Source organism: Luteimonas sp. MC1572, assembly GCF_016615815.1.
Taxonomy (GTDB): domain Bacteria; phylum Pseudomonadota; class Gammaproteobacteria; order Xanthomonadales; family Xanthomonadaceae; genus Luteimonas.
Window position 1 is genome coordinate 922,810 of sequence record NZ_CP067112.1, and the last position, 19,967, is coordinate 942,776.

A 19,967-nucleotide genomic window follows, 5' to 3' on the forward strand; every position below is an offset into this window, starting at 1 on the left:
GGCGCGACATGACGGACGCGCGACCGCTGGCGATCGCGCTGATGGGCCCGACCGCCTCGGGCAAGACCGCGCTCGCGCTCGAGTGGGCGGAGCGCTACGGCGGCGAAGTGGTCAGCGTTGACTCGGCGCTGGTCTACCGCGGGCTCGACATCGGCGCGGCCAAGCCCGATGCCCTCGAGCAGGCGCGCGTGCGCCACCACATGCTCGACCTGCGTGACCCCTGGCAAACATATTCCGCCGCCGATTTCGCGCGTGACGCGCGTGCGGCGGTGGCCGACATCGTGGCGCGCGGCCGGCTGCCGATCCTCGCCGGCGGCACCGGCCTGTACTTCCGCGCGCTGCTCGACGGCCTGGCGCCGATGCCGCCCGCCGATCCCGATGTCCGCGCGGCGATCACGGCGGACGCCGCGTCGCGCGGCTGGCCCGCGCTGCACGCCGACCTCGCGGCGGTGGATCCGGTGGCCGCGGCGCGCATTGGCCACAACGATCCGCAGCGCATCCAGCGCGCGCTTGAAGTCTGGCGCACCAGCGGGCGTGCGATCAGCGAGTGGCAGGCGCGGCCAGCCGCCGCGTCCGCGCGGCTGCCCTGCAGGGTGCTGAAGATCGTGGTGGCGCCTGCATCGCGCGACACCTTGCACGCGCGCATCGCCGCGCGTTTCGACGCCATGCTCGCCGCCGGCTTCCTCGACGAAGTGCTGGCGCTGCGCGCGCTGCCCGCGCTGCAGGCCCATCCGGCGCCGCTCGACCTGCCGGCGATCCGCGCCGTCGGCTACCGCCAGGCCTGGGAGTTCCTCGACGGCGCCTGCGATGCCGAAGCCTTCCGCGCGCGCGGCATCGCCGCCACCCGGCAGCTGGCCAAGCGCCAGCTCACCTGGCTGCGCGGCGAACTCGACGCGCGCTGGTTCGACCCCGCGACCGACGCTGCCGGCATCGCACGCGCGGTCGCCGGTTTCCTCGGTGGGTCCCGGGTCGTATAAGATCGGGCAGTCGCCGCCGGGGAGCGGACAGGCGACACTGGCCACCGCGTGCCAGGCACCTCATAACAACAAGAACCAGTTGGGGAACACCATGTCCAAGGGACAGTCTTTGCAGGATCCTTTCCTGAACGCTCTGCGCCGCGAACGCGTGCCGGTCTCGATCTACCTCGTCAACGGCATCAAACTGCAGGGCACCATCGAGTCGTTCGACCAGTTCGTGGTGTTGCTGCGCAACGCCGTCAGCCAGATGGTCTACAAGCACGCCATCTCCACCGTGGTCCCCGCGCGCAACGTCCGCGTCGGCCCGGGTGGCGGCTACGTGCAGTCCCCTGAAGACGGCGAGGCCGAGTCCGGGCCGCACGGCGAGGGTGACGACGACGCCGGATAGGCTTGCGACGGCGCCCTGCCGGCCCCATGTCAGACGCCTGACCCGAGACCGCAGACCGAATGCCGACCCAGCTGTTTGAACGTTCGCGCAAGGGCGAGAACGCCCTGCTGATCCAGCCGCACGCCGGCGGCCCGCCCGATGAAGGCGTGCTTGAGGAATTCGGCGAACTCGCGCGCTCGGCCGGTGCCGCCGTCGCCCACGTCGCCACCGCGCGCATCGACCGTCCCAACCCGGCCATGCTGCTGGGCAAGGGCAAGCTCGAGGAGCTCAAGGCCGTGGCCGAAGCCACCGGCGCGGATCTCGTGCTGGTGAACCACCCGCTGTCGCCCGGCCAGGAGCGCAACCTCGAGAAGTATTTCGAGCGCCGCGTGGTCGACCGCACCGGGCTGATCCTCGACATCTTCGCGCAGCGCGCGCGCAGCCACGAAGGCAAGCTGCAGGTCGAACTGGCCCAGCTGCGGCACATGGCCACGCGCCTGGTGCGCGGCTGGAGCCATCTGGACAGCCAGCGCGGCGGTTCGATCGGCCTGCGCGGCCCCGGCGAAACCCAGCTCGAGACCGACCGCCGGCTGCTGCAGAAGCGTGTCGACATGCTGCAGAAGCGCCTCGGCAAGGTGGAAGTGCAGAACACGCAGATGCGCCGCGCGCGCGTGCGCAGCGAACTGCCGCGCGTGGCGCTGGTGGGCTACACCAACGCCGGCAAGTCGACGCTGTTCAACGCCCTGGCCGGCTCCGACGCCTACGTCGCCGACCAGCTGTTCGCCACGCTGGATCCCACGGTGCGCAAGGTCGCGCTGGCCGGCGGCAACGTGGTGCTGGCCGATACCGTGGGCTTCGTGCGCGACCTGCCGCACGAACTCGTCGCCGCGTTCCGCTCCACCCTGAGCGAGGCGCGCGAGGCCGACCTGCTGATCCACCTGATCGACGCCGCCGACCCGCTGCGCGAGGAGCGCATCGCGCAGGTGGACGACGTGCTGGCCGAAATCGGCGCCGGGGACATCCCGCAGCTGCTGGTCTACAACAAGATCGACCGCCTCGATGTCGAGCCGCGCCACGACCGCCCGCATGCCGGCGACCACCTCGACGAGGTGGCGACACGCGAGCGCGTGTGGATCTCGGCGCGAGACGGCCTCGGCATCGACCTGCTGCGCGAGGCGCTGGGCCAGCGCCTAGGACTGCGCCGCCTGCATGGTGAGCTGCGCCTGCCGCCGGAAGCCGGCCGCCTTCGCGCGCGCCTGCACCAGATCGATGCCATCCGCGGCGAGTCGCACGACGAGGACGGCTGGCTGCTGGACCTCGACATTCCCCTGGCCGATGCGCGCCGATTGGCGGCCCTCGCGGACGGCACACCCCTGAGGCCGTTGCTGCCCGCCGAGTGACCGGCGGCTGCATGGAACGCCACACCTTGTAGAATGTGCGCTCGCCGCCGGTCCGCCGGCGCCGCGTACCTCACGATTGGAGCCAGCATGGCCTGGAACATTCCCGGCAAGAACAACGATGACCGCGGTTCGGGCCGCGACGACCAGCGCAAGAACCCCTGGCCGCCGCGTCGCAGCGGTGGCAACGGGCGCGGGCGTGGTGGTGGTCCCTTCGACGGCATCCTCGACCAGTTGCGCGGCATGTTCGGCGGTGGTGGCGGCAATCCGCTGCGCTGGATCGGCATCGCGCTGGTGCTGTGGCTGGCGTTCAACTGCTTCGTGCTGGTCGGCGAGCAGGAGCGCGGCGTGGTGCTGCGCTTCGGCAAGTTCGCGCGCGTCATGCAGCCCGGCCCCAACTTCAAGGCGCCGTGGCCGGTCGAGAGCGTGACCAAGCTCAACACCACCGGCGTGCGCACCTTCAGCAACAGCCTGCCCGTGCTGACCCGCGACGAGAACATCGTCACCGTGTCGTTCAACGTGCAGTACCGCATCAGCGACCCGCAGATGTATCTCTTCGGTTCGCGCGATGCCGACCGCGTGCTCGAGCAGGTGGCGCAGAGCGCCGTGCGCGAGCAGATCGGCCGCTCCAACCTCGACTCCGCGCTCAACGCGCGCGGCCCGCTGTCGGCGGCCGCCGCGACCTCGCTGCAGGGCTCGCTGGATGCCTACCGCACCGGCCTGGTCGTCACCGAGCTCAGCCTGCAGGACGCGCGACCGCCGGAGCAGGTCAAGCCGGCGTTCGACGAGGTCAACAGCGCGCAGCAGATGAACGAGCGCCTGGTGAACGAGGCCCGCGCCTATGCCGCCAAGATCGTGCCCGAGGCCCGCGGCCAGGCCGCGCGCGTGCGCACCACCGCCGAGGGTTACAAGACCGCCGCCATCGCCCGCGCCACCGGTGACGCGCAGCGCTTCACGCTGCAGGTCGACGAATACCGCAATGCCCCCGAGGTCACCCGCAAGCGCCTGTGGCTCGAGACCGTGGAGCAGGTGCTGGCCGACAACCGCAAGGTCGTCGGTGGTGACGGCCGCCAGCTGATCTACGTGCCGATGGCCGGGCAGGGTGCGGGCACCGCGCCGCCGCTGCTGACGCCGGAGCTCGTGTCGCCGACCGTCAATGCCACCACCAACGGCGAACCGGCGGCCAGCCGCCTGCCGCGTCCGACCCGCGAGGGAGCCACCCGATGAGACTCAACCTGATCATCCCGATCGTCGTGGTCGTGCTGCTGGGCCTGCTTGGCTCGGTGTACGTGGTCCGCGAAGGCCAGGTCGGCCTGGTGCTGAACCTCGGCCGCGTGGCGCGCACCGACATCGGCCCCGGCCTGCACTTCAAGATCCCGCTGGTGGAGAGCGCGCGCGTGTTCGACCGCCGCTTCCAGGCCAACGAGTTCCCGCCCGAGCGTTCGCTGACCTCCGAGCGCAAGGACGTGAGCGTCGACTTCGTGGCCATCGGCTTCATCGTCGACGCCGGCGATTTCTATCGCGCCACCGGCGGCAACGAGGTGCTGGTGACCGACCGCCTCGCGCCGATCATCAAGGAATCGCTGCGCAACGAGATCAATACGCAGACGCTGACCGAGCTGGTGTCGGGCAACCGCAGCGAAGTGATCGAGCGCCTGCTGCCGGGCATCAACCAGGGCGCCCGGACGCTGGGCATGTACATCGTCGACATCCGCTTCAAGCAGATCGACCTGCCCACCGACAGCGACGTGATCGACCAGGTCTACAACCGCATGCGCGCCGAGCGGCAGCAGGTGGCCAGTGCGCTGCGCGCCGAAGGCGAGGAGCAGGCACGTATCGTGCGCGCCGAGGCCGACCGCGAGCAGACCGTGCTTCTGGCCGAGGCCGAGCGCGACGCGCAGAAGCTGCGCGGTGAAGGCGATGCCGAGGCCACGCGCCTGTATGGCCAGGCCGCCAACCGCGACCCGGCGTTCTTCGCGTTCCAGCGCAGCCTGGAGGCCTATCGGCGCTCGTTCAACGATGGCGACGCGGTGATCGTGCTGGAGCGCGACGACCCGTTCCTGCAGTACCTGCGCAGCGACCGCTGACCGCGGCCGCACGCGATGAGCGACCTGTGGGCGGCACTGTGCCTGGTTGCCGTGCTGGAGGGGCTGCTGCTGTTCGCGGCCCCCGGCGCCTGGAAGCGGGCCATGGCGCAGATGCTGGCCACGCCTGACCGGCAGCTGCGGGTCATCGGCGGTCTGGTGCTCGGCGCGGGTCTCATGGCGCTCTGGTTCCTGCGCCAAGGCTGAATCCCCGACGCCGGGTTGATCACCGGGCTGGCCCCGGGGGCCGGAAACCCGGAGAATGCACAAAAGCCGGACGGGCCCGCTGAACGCAGCGCGGACCGCCGGCTTTTTCCATGTTCAGGAGCAAGTAGCGATGGGCCAGTCGGTCGTGGTGTTGGGCGCCCAGTGGGGCGACGAGGGCAAGGGCAAGATCGTCGACCTGCTGACGACGGATATCGGCGCCGTGGTGCGCTTCCAGGGCGGCCACAACGCCGGCCACACGCTGGTCATCCGCGGCAAGAAGACCGTGCTGCACCTCATCCCCTCCGGCATCCTGCGCGATGACGCGCTGTGCCTGATCGGCAACGGCGTGGTGCTCAGCCCCGCGGCGCTGATGAAGGAAATCGGCGAGCTCGAGGAAGCCGGCGTCGAGGTGCGTTCGCGGCTGAAGATCAGCCCGGCCACCCCGCTGATCATGCCGTACCACATCGCCCTGGATCAGGCGCGCGAGAAGGCCGCCGGCGGCAAGGCCATCGGCACCACCGGGCGCGGCATCGGCCCGGCGTACGAGGACAAGGTGGCGCGTCGCGGCATCCGCGTCGCTGACCTGCATTACCCCAAGCAGCTCGAAGAGCTGCTGCGCACCGCGCTGGATTACCACAACTTCGTGCTCACCCGGTACCTGGGCGCGGAGGCGGTGGACTTCCAGCAGACCTACGACGAAGCGCTGGCCTTCGGCGACTACGTCGAGCCGATGAAGTCGGACGTGGCCGGCATCCTCCACGACCTGCGCAAGCAGGGAAAGAAGGTGCTGTTCGAAGGCGCGCAGGGTTCGCTGCTCGACATCGACCACGGCACCTATCCCTACGTCACCAGCTCCAACACCACCGTCGGCGGCGCGATGGCCGGCACCGGCGTGGGCGCGGACGCGATCGACTACGTGCTGGGCATCTGCAAGGCCTACGCCACGCGCGTCGGCGGCGGCCCGTTCCCGACCGAACTCGACGACGAGGACGGCCAGCGCCTGCGCGACCGCGGCCAGGAATACGGCGCCACCACCGGCCGCCCGCGGCGCTGCGGCTGGATCGACATCGTCGCGCTCAAGCGCGCGGTGGCGATCAACGGCATCAGCGGCCTGTGCATCACCAAGCTCGACGTGCTCGACGGCCTGGACAAGCTGAAGATGTGCATCGGCTACCAGTACCGCGGCAAGCAGACCGAGTACGCCCCGCTCGATGCCCAGGGCTGGGCCGAATGCGAGCCGGTGTACCTGGAATTTCCCGGCTGGACCGAGAACACCCACGGCATCACCGAATGGGACAAGCTGCCGCCCGCGGCGCGCGCGTACCTGCGTGCGCTGGAGGAGCTGGCCGGGTGCCCGCTGAGCATCGTGAGCACCGGGCCGGATCGGGAGCACACGATGGTGCTGCAGGATCCGTTTGCCTGATGCCTGCTCCCGTTTGGAAACCGAGCCCCGCCCCGAGCGGGGCTCTCCGTTTCTGGCGTTGGCGGGGCGGTGCGGAAGCTGAGTGCGCTCGCCAGATGTGACGCGTCGCACGCGCGGGAGCTGTTCGGCATACTTGGGCCCGTTGGGCCGCGGGGGCGGCCGACGCCAGATGAGGGGAGAGCATGGATACGCAGCAGGATGCACGCGGACAGGATGCGGCAGCTCCGGTGGCAAGCCGACCCAATTTCATCGTGCGCTGCCTCCACTGGTACTGGGGCAAGCGGGACGAGGGCGAAAAAGGGAATCCGGTCAGCCGGACGTTCATCGCGCTGGCGCTGGTCGTCGTAGGCGTGCTGGGTGCCGAGGCCTACCAGTACGTCCGCGGAATGGTCGTGCCGTCGGATCCGGGGCTGGAGGGCATAAAGCAGCAGCAGGCGGAGTCCTTCGGCAAGCTTCAGGACAGCCTCGACGCGCTGGCCGCTTCGGTCGGTAGTGGAAACCGCGACGCGATGTCCCAGGTCAAGGGCGCCGTGGATGAGATCAGGCATCTGAACAGCGGACTGATTGCGCGGCTGACCCTGGCAACTGCGGAGAACGCGAGGATGTCGCAGGTGGTCGGTCTTCCGGAAGGGCTCGACATCATCCTGACGCCGGATGCCGGCATGTCCCTGGACGCGCAGTCCGAGGTGGGCGTGCAGTCCATCTCTTCCAACGGCGCCTACGTGTCGGTGGTATCGAGGGATGGGGAGTCCGGTCGCAAGTTCCTGCGCAGCGGCGAGTCCATCGGATACACCGGAGGCGACGGGCGCAGCTGCCGCGTCACCCTGCGATCAGTCGACCCGCGGAGTGCGGTATCGCTTTCAAACCGTTGCAGTTGAGGGGCTCCTCAGGGTTCCCCAGCCAGTGGCCCCGACAGGAGCACGCGGTAGTCAAGGCGGTGTGCGAAGGCGTTGGGCTAATAGTTTTCGCGTCTCGCCGGGGCGCGACAGCGCATCATCACCACCTGGTCCACGATCCCGCGCTGCGCAGCCATTGGAGTCCACCATGTCCGCACGATCCCGCATGCTGCCGGCGGCCGCCGCACTATCGATGGCGCTCGCCCTCGCACTCCCAGCCTGCACCACGACCGAAAGCGTGCCGGCCGCGCCGGCACAAGACGAGGTGACCATGCAATCCACACTGCTCGAACGCTTCACTACGCCCGCCGAAGGCATCCACGCCGGCGGCCGCATCACCGCCGACGACCTGCCGGCGCTGCACGCCGCTGGCATCCGCCACGTCATCGACCTGACCCAGGATTCCGAGACACCCGGCTTCGACGAAGCCGACGCAGTGCGCGCCGCCGGCATGCGCTACGACAACCTGCCCATCGCCGGCCCCGCTGACCTGGACCGCGAGGCCGTGGTGGCATTCGACCAGCTGCTGCGGGCCGCCGACGGGCCGACGCTCGTGCACTGCGCCAGCGGCAACCGTGTGGGCGCACTGGCGGCGCTGCGCGCGGCATGGCTGCAGGGCGCCGATGCGGACGCCGCGGTGGAGGAAGGGCGCCGCTGGGGGCTGCGCGGGCTGGAAGACGCGGTGCGCGAGCGCCTCGCGCGCTAGCGTTGCTACCGGCCCGCACTCGCCGCCGCGCGGAAATGCGCCGGGCTGACGCCCGCGGCCTTGCGCACCAGTCGCCGCAACGCGGTCGCGTCCTGGTAACCGACCGCCGCCGCGACCTGGTCGATCGTCATCCGGCTGTTCTCGAGCAGCGCCCGTGCGCGGCGCATTTTCACGCTTTGCACCAGGCTGCTGGTGCTCTTGCCGGTTGCGTGGCGCACATGGCGCGCCAGGGTGCGTTCGGACACGCACAGCTCGCGGGCCAGCGCGGACACCGGTGGTACGTCGGGCAGTGACCTCTCGAGGCGCGCCGTGAGCTTCGCCACCAGGGCGTGACCGCTTGCGAGCACCTCGGGCACCACGAACGTGGACTGCGAGTGCCGCGGCTCCAGCAGCAGCATCTTCGACACCTGTTCGCTCAGCCGCGGGCCGAAGCGTTCGCGCAGCAGGTGCAGCATCAGGTCCGCGTGCGCGAACGCCGCGCCGGCGGTGACCACCGGGCCATCGGCGCAGACCATGCGGTCCGCGTCGACCGTGGTGGTGGGCGCCATGCGGGCGAGGGCGGGGGCCAGCCACCAGGTGGTCGTCACCCGGCGGCCATCGAGCAGCCCTGCGGCATGCAGGACGAAGACAGCGGAGCACGAGGCGGCCACCTGGCCACCGATCGCGACATGCCGGGCGAGGCGGCGTGCGATCGCAAGGCCATCGGGCGTGCGCATCTGCGCCAACACGTCCTTCGGATCCGCGCCGAGCCCGGGGATGACGCAGATCGCGCGTGACCCCGGCCTGCGCGGCGGCAGTCGCGTCGTCTCCACGCTGATGCCATCGCGCAGCGACACCCGGCCTCCGCCGATCGAGTACAGGCCCCAGGTCGGCACCGGCGTGCCGCGCATCGCCGCCATCCGCGCGGCGGCATCGAGGATGTCGCGGCTCATCGAGACGCTGCTCGGATACGCGCCCTCGAGCACCAGGATCTCGAAATCCTTCATGTCCGTTTCCGCCCGGAAGATGACGCATTGGACACTGCGCCGGCGACGCCGTCGAGGGTCCAATGCTCCGGGACGCCCACCAACCGCCACCGCGAAGGAGCCACGATGTCGATCGACGACCACCCGCCACAGGACGATGCCCTGCAGGACTTCGAGGCACGCATGTACACGCTGGATGGCATCGCCAAGCGCGTGCTAGTCGCGGGCGCCGGCCCGGCGGTCATCGTCATGGCGGAAATGCCCGGCATCAGCCCGCACGTGGCGCGCTTCGCCCGCTGGGTGCGCGACGCCGGCTTCACCGTCTACATCCCATCGCTGTTCGGAACCGACGGCGCCTTTCCGCAGGCGGAGGAGGGCCTGGCGATCATGCGCCGGGCCTGCGTCAGCGCCGAGTTCCATGCGCTGGCGGGTAAGGGCGCGAGCCCCGTCACGGCATGGCTGCGCGCGCTCGCGCGGCAGTCGCTCGACGAATGCGGCGGCGCGGGCGTCGGCGCGATCGGCATGTGCTTCACCGGCAACTTCGCGCTGTCCATGATGCTGGAGCCGGTGATGCTGGCGCCGGTGCTGGCACAACCATCGCTGCCGCTGGATGACCCGGCCGGCGTTGAAAGCAGCGCCACGGAACTGGCTGCGGTACGCGAACGCCTGGAGCGCGACGACCTGACGGTGCTGGCGTACCGCTTCGAGGGCGATCGCCATTGCCGCGCCGAGCGCTTCGCCGCCTACCAGTCGGCACTCGGCCCGCGCTTCATCGCCCGCGTGTTGCCAGACGCAGCGGCCAATCCCGAACCGCCACCGTTCTTCAAGCATGTCGTCGGCAGCCCGCACAGCGTGCTGACCGCGCACCTCATCGACGCGGCCGGCGAGCCGACCATCGAGGCGCGCGACGAAGTGCTGGCGTTCCTGCGCAGGCGCCTGGCGGAGGCATAGACTCGGGTGATCCGGCCTTCCTGGAGCGAACCCGCCATGTCCGCAGCGCCCCTGATGCCCGCCGCCTTCCTCGGCCACGGCAGCCCGATGAACGCGCTCGAGCGCAACCGGTTCACCGAAGCCTGGCGCGCGTTCGGCGCATCGGTGCCGCGCCCGCGCGCGATCCTGGTGGTGTCGGCGCACTGGTACGTCAACGCCACCGCGGTGACGGCGATGCCGCGGCCGCGCACCATCCACGACTTCTTCGGTTTCCCGCAGGCGCTGTTCGACGTGCAGTACCCGGCGCCGGGGCTGCCGGAACTGGCCGAGGAAGTGGCCGATGTGGCGCATCCCGATTACGTGGGCGCCGACCGCGACGGCTGGGGCCTGGACCATGGCACCTGGTCGGTGCTGGTGCACGCGTTCCCCGATGCCGACATTCCGGTGGTGCAGCTGTCGATCAACGCGCAGAAGCCGGCGGAGTTCCATGTCGCGCTCGGCGCGAAGCTGGCGGCGCTGCGCGCCAGCGGCATCCTGGTGGTGGGCAGCGGCAACGTGGTGCACAACCTGCGCGCGATCGATTGGAAGCAGCCGGACTCCGGGTTTGACTGGAACCAGCGATTCGACGCCGATGCGATGCAGGTGCTGGCGGAGCGCCCGGGTGATGCCGCTGCGCTCATCGAACATGCGGACTACGCGGCTTCGGCTCCCACGGCGGAGCACTTCCTGCCGCTGCTGTATCTCGCCGGCATCGCGGCGGCATCGGGCAAGGGCGCGGATGTGCTGGTGGAAGGCGCCGCGTACGGATCGTTGTCGATGACCTCGTATACGGTAGGCGCGACATGTCCGCCGGACAGTGCAATCAGCGCGGGTGCGGCCCCGCTTGCCTTGGACACGCCGCCGGACGAGTCCAACCTTTAGAGAATCCTGCACGCGCTCTCCACGTCCATGAACCGTACAGCTCCGCTGCGCGTTCAGCCGTGCTGGAACACGCACGCGTCACGAAGTGCGGCGCATGTTGGTGACCGGCAACCGGCCGACCCCCCCAAAGGAGCATGAAATGAGCAACGAAAAGCACGATGCCAACCGTGACCCGATCACCGGCACCCCCGGTGCACATCCGGTCGGTACCGGCCTCGGCGCCGCAGCCGGCGGTGTGGCCGGCGCAGCCGTCGGTTCCGTCGCGGGCCCCATCGGCACCGTGGTGGGCGCCGCGGTCGGCGCGGTGGCCGGCGGACTTGGCGGCAAGGCCGCCGGTGAAGCGGTGAACCCGACCGTCGAAGACGCCTACTGGCGCGAGAACTATTCCAGCGAGCCGTACAACAACAAGCAGTACGGCTATGAGGATTACCAGCCCGCCTATCGCACCGGCTATGAAGCGCGCTCGCGCTATGCCGGGCAGAGCTTCGACCAGGTCGAGAACAACCTGCGTTCGGAGTACGAGCAGGCCAAGGGCAACTCGCGTCTGGAATGGAACGACGCCAAGCACGCCACGCGTGCTGCCTGGCATCGCGTCGAGCGCGCCCTCCCGGGCGACGCGGACGGCGACGGCCGCTGATCCACGGCGTCGGCTTCACCAGCCGATCCGCAGCAACCACGAGGCCCCGCTTGCGGGGCCTCTCTATGTGCGGTGGCGCGTCCCGCCGCTACTGCGGCATGCCGCGCGGCAGCTGCAGGTTGAAGGTGGTGGTTCCATCCACGGATTCCGCGCGGATGCTGCCGGCATGGGCTTTCACGATCTGGCTCACGATGAACAGCCCAAGCCCCAGGCTTGCCTGTTCAAGTTCGCCGCCGGACACGCCACCGCGCCGCAGCGGCTCGAACATCAGGTCGAGCGTCTCGCGCGGGATCGGGTCGCCCGCATTGGCGACGGCCAGCGCGGCATGGGCGCCATCCTCGCGCAGTACCACGCGGATTTCCGCTTCTTCCGCGCCGTATTTGCGGGCGTTCACCACCAGGTTGGCCAAGGCCTCGCGGATGCTGCCGGCGTCGAACAGGCCGCGCATGGTGTCCGGCCCATCGAAGTGGATGCGCGTTGCCGGCATCGCGGCCTGCAGCTGTTCGATCTCGTCGCGGCATGCCTGCGCGAGGTCGATGTCTTCTTTCGTGATCTCGAAGCCGATCCCGAACTGCGAACGGTTGTAAACCAGCAGCTTGTCCAACAGCTGGTTCATGCTCTCGCCGCTGCGGATCAGGCGCTGCGCGGCCTTGGCCAGCGGGGCATCCACCGCCAGGCCGGCGATGTGTTCCGAGGTCAGCATGATCGCGGTGAGCGGGCTGCGCAGGTCGTGGCCCAGCACGCCCAGGAAGATGTTGCGCCAGCGTTCCACTTCGTCCGCGTAATGGCTGACCGACTCGGCGATCGCCTCGTCGATCGCCTCGTTGAAGCGGGTGATCTCACCGGCCGCAGCGAACTGGTCATCGGATGCCGCGGCCCACGAGCGCAGCACCGACGCGCGCATCGCGCGGTATTCGGCTACCAGTTGCGAGATGCTGAAACCGCTGTGCGCGCGATGCAGCGCGTGGGTGGCTGCCGCCGACCTCGAATGGCCGGCCTGCATCGGCGCATTGCCCTCGGATTTCGCGATCTCCTCGGCGCGCGTCTGCGCCGTCCGCAGGTCGCTGACGATGGCCTGGATGATCTCGGGGAGGTGGTCGCGCAACGTGACGCTGTCGAGTGGAGTGTCCACGTCGATCGATCTGGCGAAGGTGATGGCCTGCTCGACGATGGTTTCGGCGCGTTGTTCGATGAAGTCCGCCAGCCCGCTTTGCATGCCGTGTGTCCGTTTCGTGATCCCCAAACGCATCCTACGCCCTTGCCACGCGCACCGACCCCAGGTGGGTGAGGTAGAGCCGCATGTCGAACTCGAGCTGGTGATAGTCCGGCTCCATGTGCATGCACAGCTGGTAAAAGGCCTTTCCGTGGTCGGACTCTTTCACATGCGCCAGCTCATGCACCACGATCACGCGCAGGAACGCCGCGGGTGCATCGCGGAACACGCTGGCGATGCGGATCTCGCGGCTTGCCTTGAGCCGGTTGCCCTGCACGCGGGAAATGGTGGTGTGCGTGCCGAGCGCCTGCTTCAGCACCTGCAGCCGGTTGTCGTAGAGCACCTTGCCCAGCGGCGCTGACTTGCGCAGGTAGCGGTCCTTGAGGGCCTGCACGTAGTCGTAGAGCAGGCCATCGCTGCGGACGGCGTGCGGCTCGGGGTACTTGCCGGCAAGCAGGGGGCCCAGACGGTCCTGGTCCATGAGCTCGCGCACCTGGATCTGCAGGTGCTGGGGGTAGCCGGCGAGGTACTTGAGCGGTTGCATGGAGGGAGGCGGGCTGCAGCAGGACGGTCGGGAGGAGGGCCAGTATGGAAGACCCGGCCGACTCACGTCATGTAGACAACGCTGAACCCGCACACGCCCGCATTCTCCTGGTCAATGCGGTTTTCACGCTTGCCTGTTCATAGTCTGGCGCACACGGAATTCGCAATCCCGGGGCCAGTCAATGTCAATGCCAAAACCAGAAGTTTCCACCGACTGCAACGACGCGCGCGTCTCCACCGGCAACGCCGGCCTTGACGACATCCTCGGTGGCGGGCTGGACGCCGATCGGATGTACCTCTACGAAGGCCGGCCCGGCGCGGGCAAGACCACGTTGGCACTCGAGTTCCTCATCGATGGCGCACGGCGCGGAGAGCGCGTGCTGTACATCACGCTGTCGGAAACCGAGCGCGAGCTGCAGCTCGTCGCCCGCCGCCACGGATGGGACCTGACCGGCGTGGAGGTCGTCGAGCTGGTGCCGTCGGAAGCGATGCTCGACCAGAGCCAGGAGATCACCCTGCTGCACCCCGCCGAGCTGGAACTGGGCGAGACCACGCGCCTGATCCTCGAGCAGGTGAGCGCGTTGAATCCAAGCCGGTTGGTCATCGACAGCCTGTCGGAACTGCGCCTGCTCGCGCAGAGTTCGCTGCGCTACCGGCGCCAGGTGCTGGCGCTGAAACAGTTCTTCGCCAACCGCAACTGCACGGTGGTGTTGCTGGATGACATGACCTCGCAGCAGAACGACCTGCAGCTGCACTCGATCTCGCACGGCGTGGTGCTGCTGGAGCAGCTGGCCATCGATTACGGCGCCGAGCGCCGGCGGTTGCGCGTGATCAAGATGCGCGGCATCGAGTTCCGTGGCGGCTTCCACGACATCAAGATCGTCAGGGGCGGCATCGAGGTCTATCCAAGGCTGGTCGCGTCCGACCACCAGACCGAGTTCTCCGGCCATTTCACGCCGAGCGGCAACGGTGAGCTGGACAAGCTGCTTGGCGGCGGCCTGGAACGCGGTACCAATGCCCTGCTGATCGGCGCCGCCGGCGTGGGCAAGTCTTCGCTGGCGCTGACCTATGCCATCACGGCGGCAGAGCGCGGCGAGCGCAGCGCGATCTTCGCCTTCGACGAGGGGCGCGGCACGATCGAAGCGCGCTCCAGGGCACTGGGCCTCGACCTGGCGTCGGCGATCGACAGCGGCATGGTCGTGTTCCAGCAGATCGATCCCGCGGAAATGTCGCCCGGCGAGTTCGCGGCCATCGTGCGCAGGCGCGTCGAGCGTGACGGCGCGCGGATGGTGGTGATCGACAGCCTCAACGGCTATCTCAACGCAATGCCGGACGGACGCTTCCTGATCCTGCAGATGCACGAGCTGCTCACCTACCTGGCCCAGCAGGGCGTGGTGACCATCCTGGTGCTGGCCCAGCACGGCATGGTCGGGCCGGTCGAGACGCCGCTCGACATCAGCTACCTGAGTGATGCCGTGCTGATGCTGCGCTACTTCGAGCACGCCGGCAGGGTGCGGCGCGCGCTGTCGGTGGTGAAGAAGCGCAGCGGCTTCCACGAGCAGACCATCCGCGAGTTCCAGCTGGGCCGCCATGGGGTGGTGCTTGGCCCGCCGCTGACGGAGTTCAGCGGCGTGCTGTCCGGCATGCCGATCTACACCGGCGGCAGCGCGCCCCTCCTGCCTGGCGACGACAGTGGCGCCAACTGAAGCCGCCGTGCAGCCCGTGCTGGTGTTCGCGCCCACCGGGCGCGACGCGGGCGCCGCCGCCGACCTGCTGCAACGCGCGGGTATCCCCACGCGCATCTGCGCCGACTACGCGACGCTCGTCGCCGGGCTGGACTCGGCGGCGGCGGTGTTCGTAGCGGAGGAAGGCCTGATCGGGCAGCCACTGGACACGCTGGCCGACTGGGTCAAGCGCCAGCCGCCCTGGTCCGACCTGCCGTTCGTCATGCTCACCAGCCAGCGTGGCCATCCGAAGGTGGGTGCGTGGCGCCAGGAGCAGGTCGAACGCCTTGGCAACGTGGCGCTGATCGAACGGCCGGTGCAGCCCATCACCCTGGTGAGCGTGATGCAGTCCGCGTTGCGCGCGCGCAAGCGCCAGCAGGAGGTCCGCGCGCTGCTTGAAGCACGCGAGGCGGCTGCGGCAAACCTCGAAGAACAGGTGCAGGACCGCACGGCCGAGTTGCTCCACCTCAACGCGCGCCTGCGCGACGAAATGACCGAGCGCGCGCGCGTCGAGGAGTCGCTGCGGCATGCGCAGAAGATGGAAGCGCTGGGCCAGCTGACCGGCGGCGTGGCGCACGATTTCAACAACCTGCTGATGGTGATCACCGCCGGCCTGGACATGCTGGAACTGCAGCAGGATCCGGCACGCCGGCAACGCTTCATGGTGGCCATGCGCCACGCGTCCAGGCGCGGCGCAGCGCTGACGCGGCAGCTGCTGACGTTCTCGCGCAGCCATGCGCTGCGGCCCGAGACCATCGATCTGGCGAAGCTGATCGGCAACATGCGCGAGCTGCTCGACCGCAGCCTGCGCGGCGATGTCGACGTGGACGTGCAGCTGGCCGCGGACCTGTGGCCGGTGTTCGTCGACGCCGGCGAGTTCGAGCTGGCCATCCTCAACCTGGCGGTCAACGCGCGCGATGCGATGGACGGCAGCGGCCGGATCACCATTGCCGGCCACAACGTGGTGGAACACGACGACGACGGCGTTGCGACGGAGCTGGTGCGCCTGGTGGTGCGCGACAGCGGCGCCGGCATGTCGGAGGCGGTCAAGGCGCGCGTGTTCGAACCGTTCTTCACCACCAAGGACGTCGGCAAGGGGTCCGGGCTCGGGCTTGCCCAGGTCTACGGCGTTGCCAAGCAGTCGGGTGGGCGGGTGAGCATCGATTCGGCGGTCGGGCAGGGCACCGCGATCACGCTGCTGCTGCCCAGGTCGCGGCAGCCCGCGACGGCGGACGCCGCCCACGTGCCGGAAACGGACAGCTCCGCATCGGCACCCGACCTCTGCGTGCTGCTGGTGGAGGACGATGCAGAGGTAGCCACGCTGGTCGAGGAGATGCTGCGCGTCATCGGTTACGACGTGGTGCACGCGCTGAGCGCGAAGGCGGCGCTGGGTGCGCTCGCCGACAGGCGCAGGATCGACCTGGTGTTCTCGGACATCATGATGCCCGGGGGCACCAACGGCATCGAACTGGCGCGGGAAGTACGCCGTCGCAGGCCCGACCTGCCGGTGCTGCTGACCAGCGGATTCGCGGAATCCACCGGAACCGAGGCGCAGGCGCTGGATATCCCGGTGCTGCGCAAGCCCTACGCCATCGAAGAGCTGCGGGCCGCGGTGCGGCAGCAGCTGGGCGCGCTAGCGACACAGCACGCATAGGAAGCGCCGGGTCAGGCCTCCTCATCCTGCAGCACGCCGAGCAGCTGGTGGATGCGATACGGTTTGGGCAGGAAGCGCGTGCCTTCGGGTATCTGCGGGAGCTGCGAGCGCTGGTAGCCGGACACCAGCACAAGCCTGGCGAGGGGCTGCACCTTGGCCGCTTCCGCCGCCACATCCAGGCCGGAAATGCCGTGGGGCATGCTGACGTCGGTGACCACGTGGTCGAAGCGCGATTCGCCGTTGAGCTCCGCGATCGCCTCCTTGCCGTTCGACGCGGTGGTGACTTCGTAGCCGAGGTCGGAGAGTGCATCGCAGATGAGGAAGCGCAGGTCGTCTTCGTCTTCGACAAGCAGCAGGCGGGATGGAGGCATCAGGGGTTCTCGCAGACAGGAAGGCAGATGCAGACAGTGGTGCCGCCGCCGGGCGGGCTGTGCAATTCGGTGAAGCCACCGGACTGCGATGCGAAGCCGAACACCTGGCTCAGCCCGAGGCCACTGCCGCGACCCACGTCCTTGGTGGTGAAGAACGGTTCGAACACACGGGCCTGGTGCTCGGCAGGTATGCCGGGCCCGTTGTCGGTGACTTCGGTGCAGATGTACGGGCGCTCCACCTGTGGTGGCTCCTGCGGAAGCCGGGTGTGCCTGAGGAAGGTGCGGATGCTGATGCGTCCGCCGTCCGGCAGCGAGTCGCGGCTGTTGCTCACCAGGTTGAGGATCGCCGCCTCGAACTGGCCGCGGTCGATGGCCACCTGCGGCAGGTCCGCCGCCAGGTCCATGTGGAAGTCCACCTGGTCGGCGGCCGCCCTGCGCAGCAGGTCGCGGTTGTCGAGGATCAGGTCGTTGAGGTTGATGGTCTCGGCCATCAGCGCCTGGCCACGCCCGAAGGTCAGCAGTTGCCGGGTGAGCAGCACGCCGCGGTCGGCCGCGCGCATGGCCGTTTCCAGCACGCGCGCGATCTTCTTGTCCTCGGTCCTGCCGCCAATGACGTCCAGGCTGTTGATGACCACCGTCAGCAGGTTGTTGAAGTCGTGGGCCAGGCCGAGCGTCAGCAGGCCGATGGCTTCCATCTTCTGCGCCTGGAACAGGGCGACATGGGTGGCCTGGAGTTGCTGTTCTGCTTCGTGCCTTTCCGTGATGTCGCGGGTGATCTTGGCGAAGCCGATCAGCCGGCCTTCGTTCCAGATCGGATCGATGACCACGCTGGCCAGGAAACGGCTGCCGTCGCGGCGCACGCGCCAGCCATCTGCGGAAAAGCGCCCCTCGGTTTCAGCGGTGCGCAGGTTGCGCATCGGAACACCCTCGCGCACATCGTCCGGCGTGTAGAAGCGCGAGAAGTGCGTGCCGATGACTTCGTCCGCCTGGTAGCCCTTGATGCGGGTGCCGCCGGGGTTCCACGTGCGCACATAGCCCTCGGCGTCGAGCATGTAGATCGCGTAGTCGATCACCGAATTCAGCAGCATCGCGAACTGGCGCGGTTCATCCGCCAGGTCGACGGGTGGCGCGGGCGACTGGTTGGACGACATGGATTCCCCCTGAACTGACCGCGCACGTTAGGTTTTGGCGCGTTAACGCGGCGTCACATCCTGCGCTGGCGCCCCGGTGCGTGCCCTGCGCACGGGTCACGCTGTGTTGATCGGCATTGCCTGAAGGTGGGGCCACCCCTTGAACGGAGCCCTCCATGACCCTGATCCCCGCAGACACACTGGTTGTCGTTGCCGACGGCGCAGGCGCGCGCGTGTTCCTCAATCGTGGCGATGAACGCGCGCCCGCGCTGCATCAGTTTGAAATGCTGGAGCTGATGAACATGGATGACGACGGGCCGTCGGGCAGCATGCCGCACGAGTCCACCGCAAGCCAGGTCGACGAGGCCACGTTCACCAAGCAGCTGGCATTGGCCCTCAACGAGGCCGCGCTGAAGCAGCAGTTCGAGCACCTCGTGCTGATCGCCGATCCAGGCACGCTCGGGCGCATCCGCCCGCTGCTCCACAAGGAGGTGCAGCAGCGCCTCATCGCCGAGATCGGCAAGACGCTCACCAATTCGCCGCTGGCAGACATCGAGCGCGCGCTGCGGGCGCAGTGAGGCGCTATCGCGTGGCGCGAAGCCCGAATGCGTGGCAGGTGTCCAACTCGGCGGCGACGTGCGCGGCGCGGCGCGCGGGCAGCGTGCGCTGGGCGTGCCATTCCGGCAGCGCACTCCCGTCGGGCCCGATGCCGATACCTCCTTCCCAGTACGCGATGTACGCCGCGCCCTCGATGCCCGCAAAGCGCTGCCCCACGCCGGCAGCGGCGTCCAGTGCGCGTTGCCAGCCGTTGCCGGCCGCGAACGCGAGCAGCAGGCCGGCGGCGCGCGCATCGAGCGGGCGATAGGCCGCAACGCGCAGCCTGCCGTCGCTGCGCGGCGTGAGTGCGGCGAGCAGTGAATCACCGCGCTGCACGGTCACGACCGGGCCATCCAGGTCCACGGGGCCCACTTCGAGCCACCAGTGGTCGCCGGCGGCGATGGTCACGTCACCTCCGTCATCCGCTGCGAGCAGCTCGGCGAGCCGTGCCATGGCGGGCTCAAGGCGGTCGTGGTTGGCGTTGGCGTGCGCCGCGCGCAGCTGCAGGCCGTGCAGCATGTCGGCCAGCGGCAGCGCGCCGTCGTTGGCCACCGCCGCCTTGAACGCAGGCAGCGCGACCGGGTAGGGAATGGCGGGAAGGCCGAGGCCGCGGAGGGCATCGGCCCGGGGATGGAGTTCGATCATCGGTTGCATGGCGCCTATTGTCGGCGGCGTCGTCGCATGCGGTGTGACTGGGCGATGACCCCTTCGTGCAATGCGTGCTCCGCGCGCCTTGCGCCGTGCACGAATGTGCGGACCGCGATGCACGCCCTTGACCTGGGTCAGGGTTGCCGGTGGCGTGCCGCGGATAATCATCACCATCATGAAGCGTCGCGCAGTGCAGCCCTGGATGGCCCGGTTCGGACTGGCGGCAGCGCTGTTGTTGCTGCTCGTGCCCACGACGGGACGCCTGCTGCAGGCAGCGGCAAACGGCGCAACAGGCCGCGCCGCGGAGCACGCCGCACACGATGCGCATCGCCACGCGGCAGGCGCGCAGCACCGCGCGCGAGGCGACCAGGGTGACGCTCCCGCGCTCCCGGCGGCCGACAACCAGGACTGCGACTACTGCACGCTGCTGGCATCGATTGCCGTCCTGTCGCATGCAGGCCTGCCTGCGACAACCGCCGTGGCAGCCGAGGCTGCCCGGCCGCGCAGCACGTTGCGGTTGCGCTGGCTGCATCCCAACGGACTCGGCTCGCGCGGCCCGCCGCTCCACGGCTGATCG

General features: G+C 69.2%; 22 protein-coding genes. 16 read left to right on the forward strand and 6 right to left on the reverse strand.

Going from position 1 to position 19,967, the window contains the following annotated elements; all coding sequences use genetic code 11:
- Positions 1-8: 8 nt before the first annotated feature.
- The 9 genes from miaA to JGR64_RS04270 all read left to right on the forward strand — a co-directional run bounded on the left by miaA (position 9) and on the right by JGR64_RS04270 (position 8,057).
- A complete protein-coding gene (miaA, locus tag JGR64_RS04230; protein ID WP_199375700.1) occupies positions 9-977 on the forward strand; it encodes a tRNA (adenosine(37)-N6)-dimethylallyltransferase MiaA in 969 nt (322 codons plus the stop codon).
- Between the two features lie 91 nt (positions 978-1,068).
- Entirely contained in the window at positions 1,069-1,365 is a 297-nt protein-coding gene (gene hfq, locus JGR64_RS04235; RefSeq protein WP_199375320.1) for an RNA chaperone Hfq, read from the forward strand.
- 71 nt (positions 1,366-1,436) lie between these two features.
- Positions 1,437-2,744: a ribosome rescue GTPase HflX gene (gene hflX, locus JGR64_RS04240; protein ID WP_199375707.1), complete on the forward strand. Its 1,308-nt coding sequence runs from the start codon at positions 1,437-1,439 to the stop codon at positions 2,742-2,744.
- Between the two features lie 87 nt (positions 2,745-2,831).
- Positions 2,832-3,968, forward strand: a complete 1,137-nt coding sequence (gene hflK / locus JGR64_RS04245; RefSeq protein WP_199375321.1) for an FtsH protease activity modulator HflK — start codon at positions 2,832-2,834, stop codon at positions 3,966-3,968.
- The gene (hflC, locus tag JGR64_RS04250) at positions 3,965-4,828 is read left to right on the forward strand and encodes a protease modulator HflC (RefSeq protein ID WP_199375322.1); all 864 of its coding nucleotides are present in this window, start codon (positions 3,965-3,967) and stop codon (positions 4,826-4,828) included. Before hflK ends, hflC begins: the two co-directional genes overlap by 4 nt.
- 15 nt (positions 4,829-4,843) lie before the next feature.
- Positions 4,844-5,032, forward strand: a complete 189-nt coding sequence (locus JGR64_RS04255) for a DUF2065 family protein (protein ID WP_199375323.1) — start codon at positions 4,844-4,846, stop codon at positions 5,030-5,032.
- Between the two features lie 130 nt (positions 5,033-5,162).
- Positions 5,163-6,455, forward strand: coding sequence for an adenylosuccinate synthase (locus JGR64_RS04260; protein WP_199375324.1), 1,293 nt, complete (start codon positions 5,163-5,165; stop codon positions 6,453-6,455).
- Between the two features lie 182 nt (positions 6,456-6,637).
- Positions 6,638-7,333, forward strand: a complete 696-nt coding sequence (locus JGR64_RS04265; protein ID WP_199375325.1) for a hypothetical protein — start codon at positions 6,638-6,640, stop codon at positions 7,331-7,333.
- 166 nt (positions 7,334-7,499) lie between these two features.
- Positions 7,500-8,057: a sulfur transferase domain-containing protein gene (locus tag JGR64_RS04270; RefSeq protein WP_233348381.1), complete on the forward strand. Its 558-nt coding sequence runs from the start codon at positions 7,500-7,502 to the stop codon at positions 8,055-8,057.
- A 5-nt stretch (positions 8,058-8,062) separates the two neighbouring features.
- On the opposite strand, the gene JGR64_RS04275 is transcribed toward JGR64_RS04270, so the two are convergent.
- Complete coding sequence (locus tag JGR64_RS04275) at positions 8,063-9,043, reverse strand: helix-turn-helix domain-containing protein (RefSeq protein WP_199375326.1); 981 nt, start codon at positions 9,041-9,043, stop codon at positions 8,063-8,065.
- Positions 9,044-9,148: 105 nt separating this feature from the next.
- Here JGR64_RS04275 and JGR64_RS04280 point away from each other — a divergent pair, with 105 nt between their 5' ends.
- From JGR64_RS04280 to JGR64_RS04290, 3 genes are all read left to right on the forward strand, one after another.
- A complete protein-coding gene (locus JGR64_RS04280) occupies positions 9,149-9,973 on the forward strand; it encodes a dienelactone hydrolase family protein (protein ID WP_199375327.1) in 825 nt (274 codons plus the stop codon).
- 36 nt (positions 9,974-10,009) lie between these two features.
- Positions 10,010-10,873 (forward strand): 4,5-DOPA dioxygenase extradiol, encoded by an 864-nt coding sequence (gene ygiD / locus JGR64_RS04285; protein WP_199375328.1) that lies wholly within the window; start codon positions 10,010-10,012, stop codon positions 10,871-10,873.
- Positions 10,874-11,012: 139 nt separating this feature from the next.
- The gene (locus tag JGR64_RS04290) at positions 11,013-11,510 is read left to right on the forward strand and encodes a hypothetical protein (RefSeq protein ID WP_199375329.1); all 498 of its coding nucleotides are present in this window, start codon (positions 11,013-11,015) and stop codon (positions 11,508-11,510) included.
- Between the two features lie 88 nt (positions 11,511-11,598).
- Here the strand turns inward: JGR64_RS04290 and JGR64_RS04295 are convergent, their stop codons facing one another.
- Both JGR64_RS04295 and JGR64_RS04300 read right to left on the reverse strand, forming a co-directional pair.
- On the reverse strand, positions 11,599-12,726 hold the full coding sequence (locus tag JGR64_RS04295; protein WP_199375330.1) for a sensor histidine kinase: 1,128 nt from the start codon (positions 12,724-12,726) through the stop codon (positions 11,599-11,601).
- 34 nt (positions 12,727-12,760) lie between these two features.
- Positions 12,761-13,267 carry a YgjP-like metallopeptidase domain-containing protein gene (locus JGR64_RS04300; protein WP_199375331.1) on the reverse strand — a complete coding sequence of 169 codons (507 nt, stop codon included), beginning with the start codon at positions 13,265-13,267 and terminating at the stop codon, positions 12,761-12,763.
- Between the two features lie 187 nt (positions 13,268-13,454).
- Between JGR64_RS04300 and JGR64_RS04305 the strand changes: the two genes are divergently transcribed.
- Together JGR64_RS04305 and JGR64_RS04310 are read left to right on the forward strand one after the other, a co-directional pair.
- Positions 13,455-14,972 (forward strand): ATPase domain-containing protein, encoded by a 1,518-nt coding sequence (locus tag JGR64_RS04305; protein ID WP_199375332.1) that lies wholly within the window; start codon positions 13,455-13,457, stop codon positions 14,970-14,972.
- The gene (locus JGR64_RS04310; protein ID WP_199375333.1) at positions 14,959-16,644 is read left to right on the forward strand and encodes an ATP-binding protein; all 1,686 of its coding nucleotides are present in this window, start codon (positions 14,959-14,961) and stop codon (positions 16,642-16,644) included. The genes JGR64_RS04305 and JGR64_RS04310 overlap by 14 nt, the downstream gene beginning before the upstream one ends.
- An 11-nt stretch (positions 16,645-16,655) precedes the next feature.
- On the opposite strand, the gene JGR64_RS04315 is transcribed toward JGR64_RS04310, so the two are convergent.
- Positions 16,656-17,015: a response regulator gene (locus tag JGR64_RS04315; RefSeq protein ID WP_199375334.1), complete on the reverse strand. Its 360-nt coding sequence runs from the start codon at positions 17,013-17,015 to the stop codon at positions 16,656-16,658.
- Positions 17,015-18,166 (reverse strand): PAS domain-containing sensor histidine kinase, encoded by a 1,152-nt coding sequence (locus tag JGR64_RS04320; RefSeq protein ID WP_199375335.1) that lies wholly within the window; start codon positions 18,164-18,166, stop codon positions 17,015-17,017. The genes JGR64_RS04315 and JGR64_RS04320 overlap by 1 nt, the downstream gene beginning before the upstream one ends.
- A gap of 155 nt (positions 18,167-18,321) precedes the next feature.
- Between JGR64_RS04320 and JGR64_RS04325 the strand changes: the two genes are divergently transcribed.
- Positions 18,322-18,723, forward strand: a complete 402-nt coding sequence (locus JGR64_RS04325; RefSeq protein WP_199375336.1) for a host attachment family protein — start codon at positions 18,322-18,324, stop codon at positions 18,721-18,723.
- Between the two features lie 4 nt (positions 18,724-18,727).
- On the opposite strand, the gene JGR64_RS04330 is transcribed toward JGR64_RS04325, so the two are convergent.
- Positions 18,728-19,396 carry a hypothetical protein gene (locus JGR64_RS04330; protein ID WP_199375337.1) on the reverse strand — a complete coding sequence of 223 codons (669 nt, stop codon included), beginning with the start codon at positions 19,394-19,396 and terminating at the stop codon, positions 18,728-18,730.
- Positions 19,397-19,565: 169 nt separating this feature from the next.
- On the opposite strand from JGR64_RS04330, the gene JGR64_RS04335 reads away from it, so the two are divergent.
- Positions 19,566-19,964 carry a DUF2946 family protein gene (locus tag JGR64_RS04335; protein WP_199375338.1) on the forward strand — a complete coding sequence of 133 codons (399 nt, stop codon included), beginning with the start codon at positions 19,566-19,568 and terminating at the stop codon, positions 19,962-19,964.
- The last annotated feature ends 3 nt before the right edge of the window (positions 19,965-19,967 follow it).

What these genes read in the sequence shown, in the direction of transcription:
- ygiD (WP_199375328.1), top strand. Translation starts at nt 10,010, where the DNA reads ATGTCCGCAGCGCCCCTGATGCCCGCCGCCTTCCTCGGCCACGGCAGC.
- JGR64_RS04290 (WP_199375329.1), top strand. Translation starts at nt 11,013, where the DNA reads ATGAGCAACGAAAAGCACGATGCCAACCGTGACCCGATCACCGGCACC.
- JGR64_RS04325 (WP_199375336.1), top strand. Translation starts at nt 18,322, where the DNA reads ATGACCCTGATCCCCGCAGACACACTGGTTGTCGTTGCCGACGGCGCA.
- JGR64_RS04335 (WP_199375338.1), top strand. Translation starts at nt 19,566, where the DNA reads ATGAAGCGTCGCGCAGTGCAGCCCTGGATGGCCCGGTTCGGACTGGCG.
- JGR64_RS04300 (WP_199375331.1), bottom strand. Translation starts at nt 13,267, where the DNA reads ATGCAACCGCTCAAGTACCTCGCCGGCTACCCCCAGCACCTGCAGATC.
- JGR64_RS04330 (WP_199375337.1), bottom strand. Translation starts at nt 19,396, where the DNA reads ATGCAACCGATGATCGAACTCCATCCCCGGGCCGATGCCCTCCGCGGC.
- miaA (WP_199375700.1), top strand. Translation starts at nt 9, where the DNA reads ATGACGGACGCGCGACCGCTGGCGATCGCGCTGATGGGCCCGACCGCC.
- JGR64_RS04255 (WP_199375323.1), top strand. Translation starts at nt 4,844, where the DNA reads ATGAGCGACCTGTGGGCGGCACTGTGCCTGGTTGCCGTGCTGGAGGGG.
- JGR64_RS04275 (WP_199375326.1), bottom strand. Translation starts at nt 9,043, where the DNA reads ATGAAGGATTTCGAGATCCTGGTGCTCGAGGGCGCGTATCCGAGCAGC.
- JGR64_RS04295 (WP_199375330.1), bottom strand. Translation starts at nt 12,726, where the DNA reads ATGCAAAGCGGGCTGGCGGACTTCATCGAACAACGCGCCGAAACCATC.
- JGR64_RS04315 (WP_199375334.1), bottom strand. Translation starts at nt 17,015, where the DNA reads ATGCCTCCATCCCGCCTGCTGCTTGTCGAAGACGAAGACGACCTGCGC.
- JGR64_RS04320 (WP_199375335.1), bottom strand. Translation starts at nt 18,166, where the DNA reads ATGTCGTCCAACCAGTCGCCCGCGCCACCCGTCGACCTGGCGGATGAA.
- JGR64_RS04265 (WP_199375325.1), top strand. Translation starts at nt 6,638, where the DNA reads ATGGATACGCAGCAGGATGCACGCGGACAGGATGCGGCAGCTCCGGTG.
- JGR64_RS04260 (WP_199375324.1), top strand. Translation starts at nt 5,163, where the DNA reads ATGGGCCAGTCGGTCGTGGTGTTGGGCGCCCAGTGGGGCGACGAGGGC.
- hfq (WP_199375320.1), top strand. Translation starts at nt 1,069, where the DNA reads ATGTCCAAGGGACAGTCTTTGCAGGATCCTTTCCTGAACGCTCTGCGC.
- hflC (WP_199375322.1), top strand. Translation starts at nt 3,965, where the DNA reads ATGAGACTCAACCTGATCATCCCGATCGTCGTGGTCGTGCTGCTGGGC.
- hflK (WP_199375321.1), top strand. Translation starts at nt 2,832, where the DNA reads ATGGCCTGGAACATTCCCGGCAAGAACAACGATGACCGCGGTTCGGGC.
- JGR64_RS04270 (WP_233348381.1), top strand. Translation starts at nt 7,500, where the DNA reads ATGTCCGCACGATCCCGCATGCTGCCGGCGGCCGCCGCACTATCGATG.
- JGR64_RS04305 (WP_199375332.1), top strand. Translation starts at nt 13,455, where the DNA reads ATGCCAAAACCAGAAGTTTCCACCGACTGCAACGACGCGCGCGTCTCC.
- JGR64_RS04280 (WP_199375327.1), top strand. Translation starts at nt 9,149, where the DNA reads ATGTCGATCGACGACCACCCGCCACAGGACGATGCCCTGCAGGACTTC.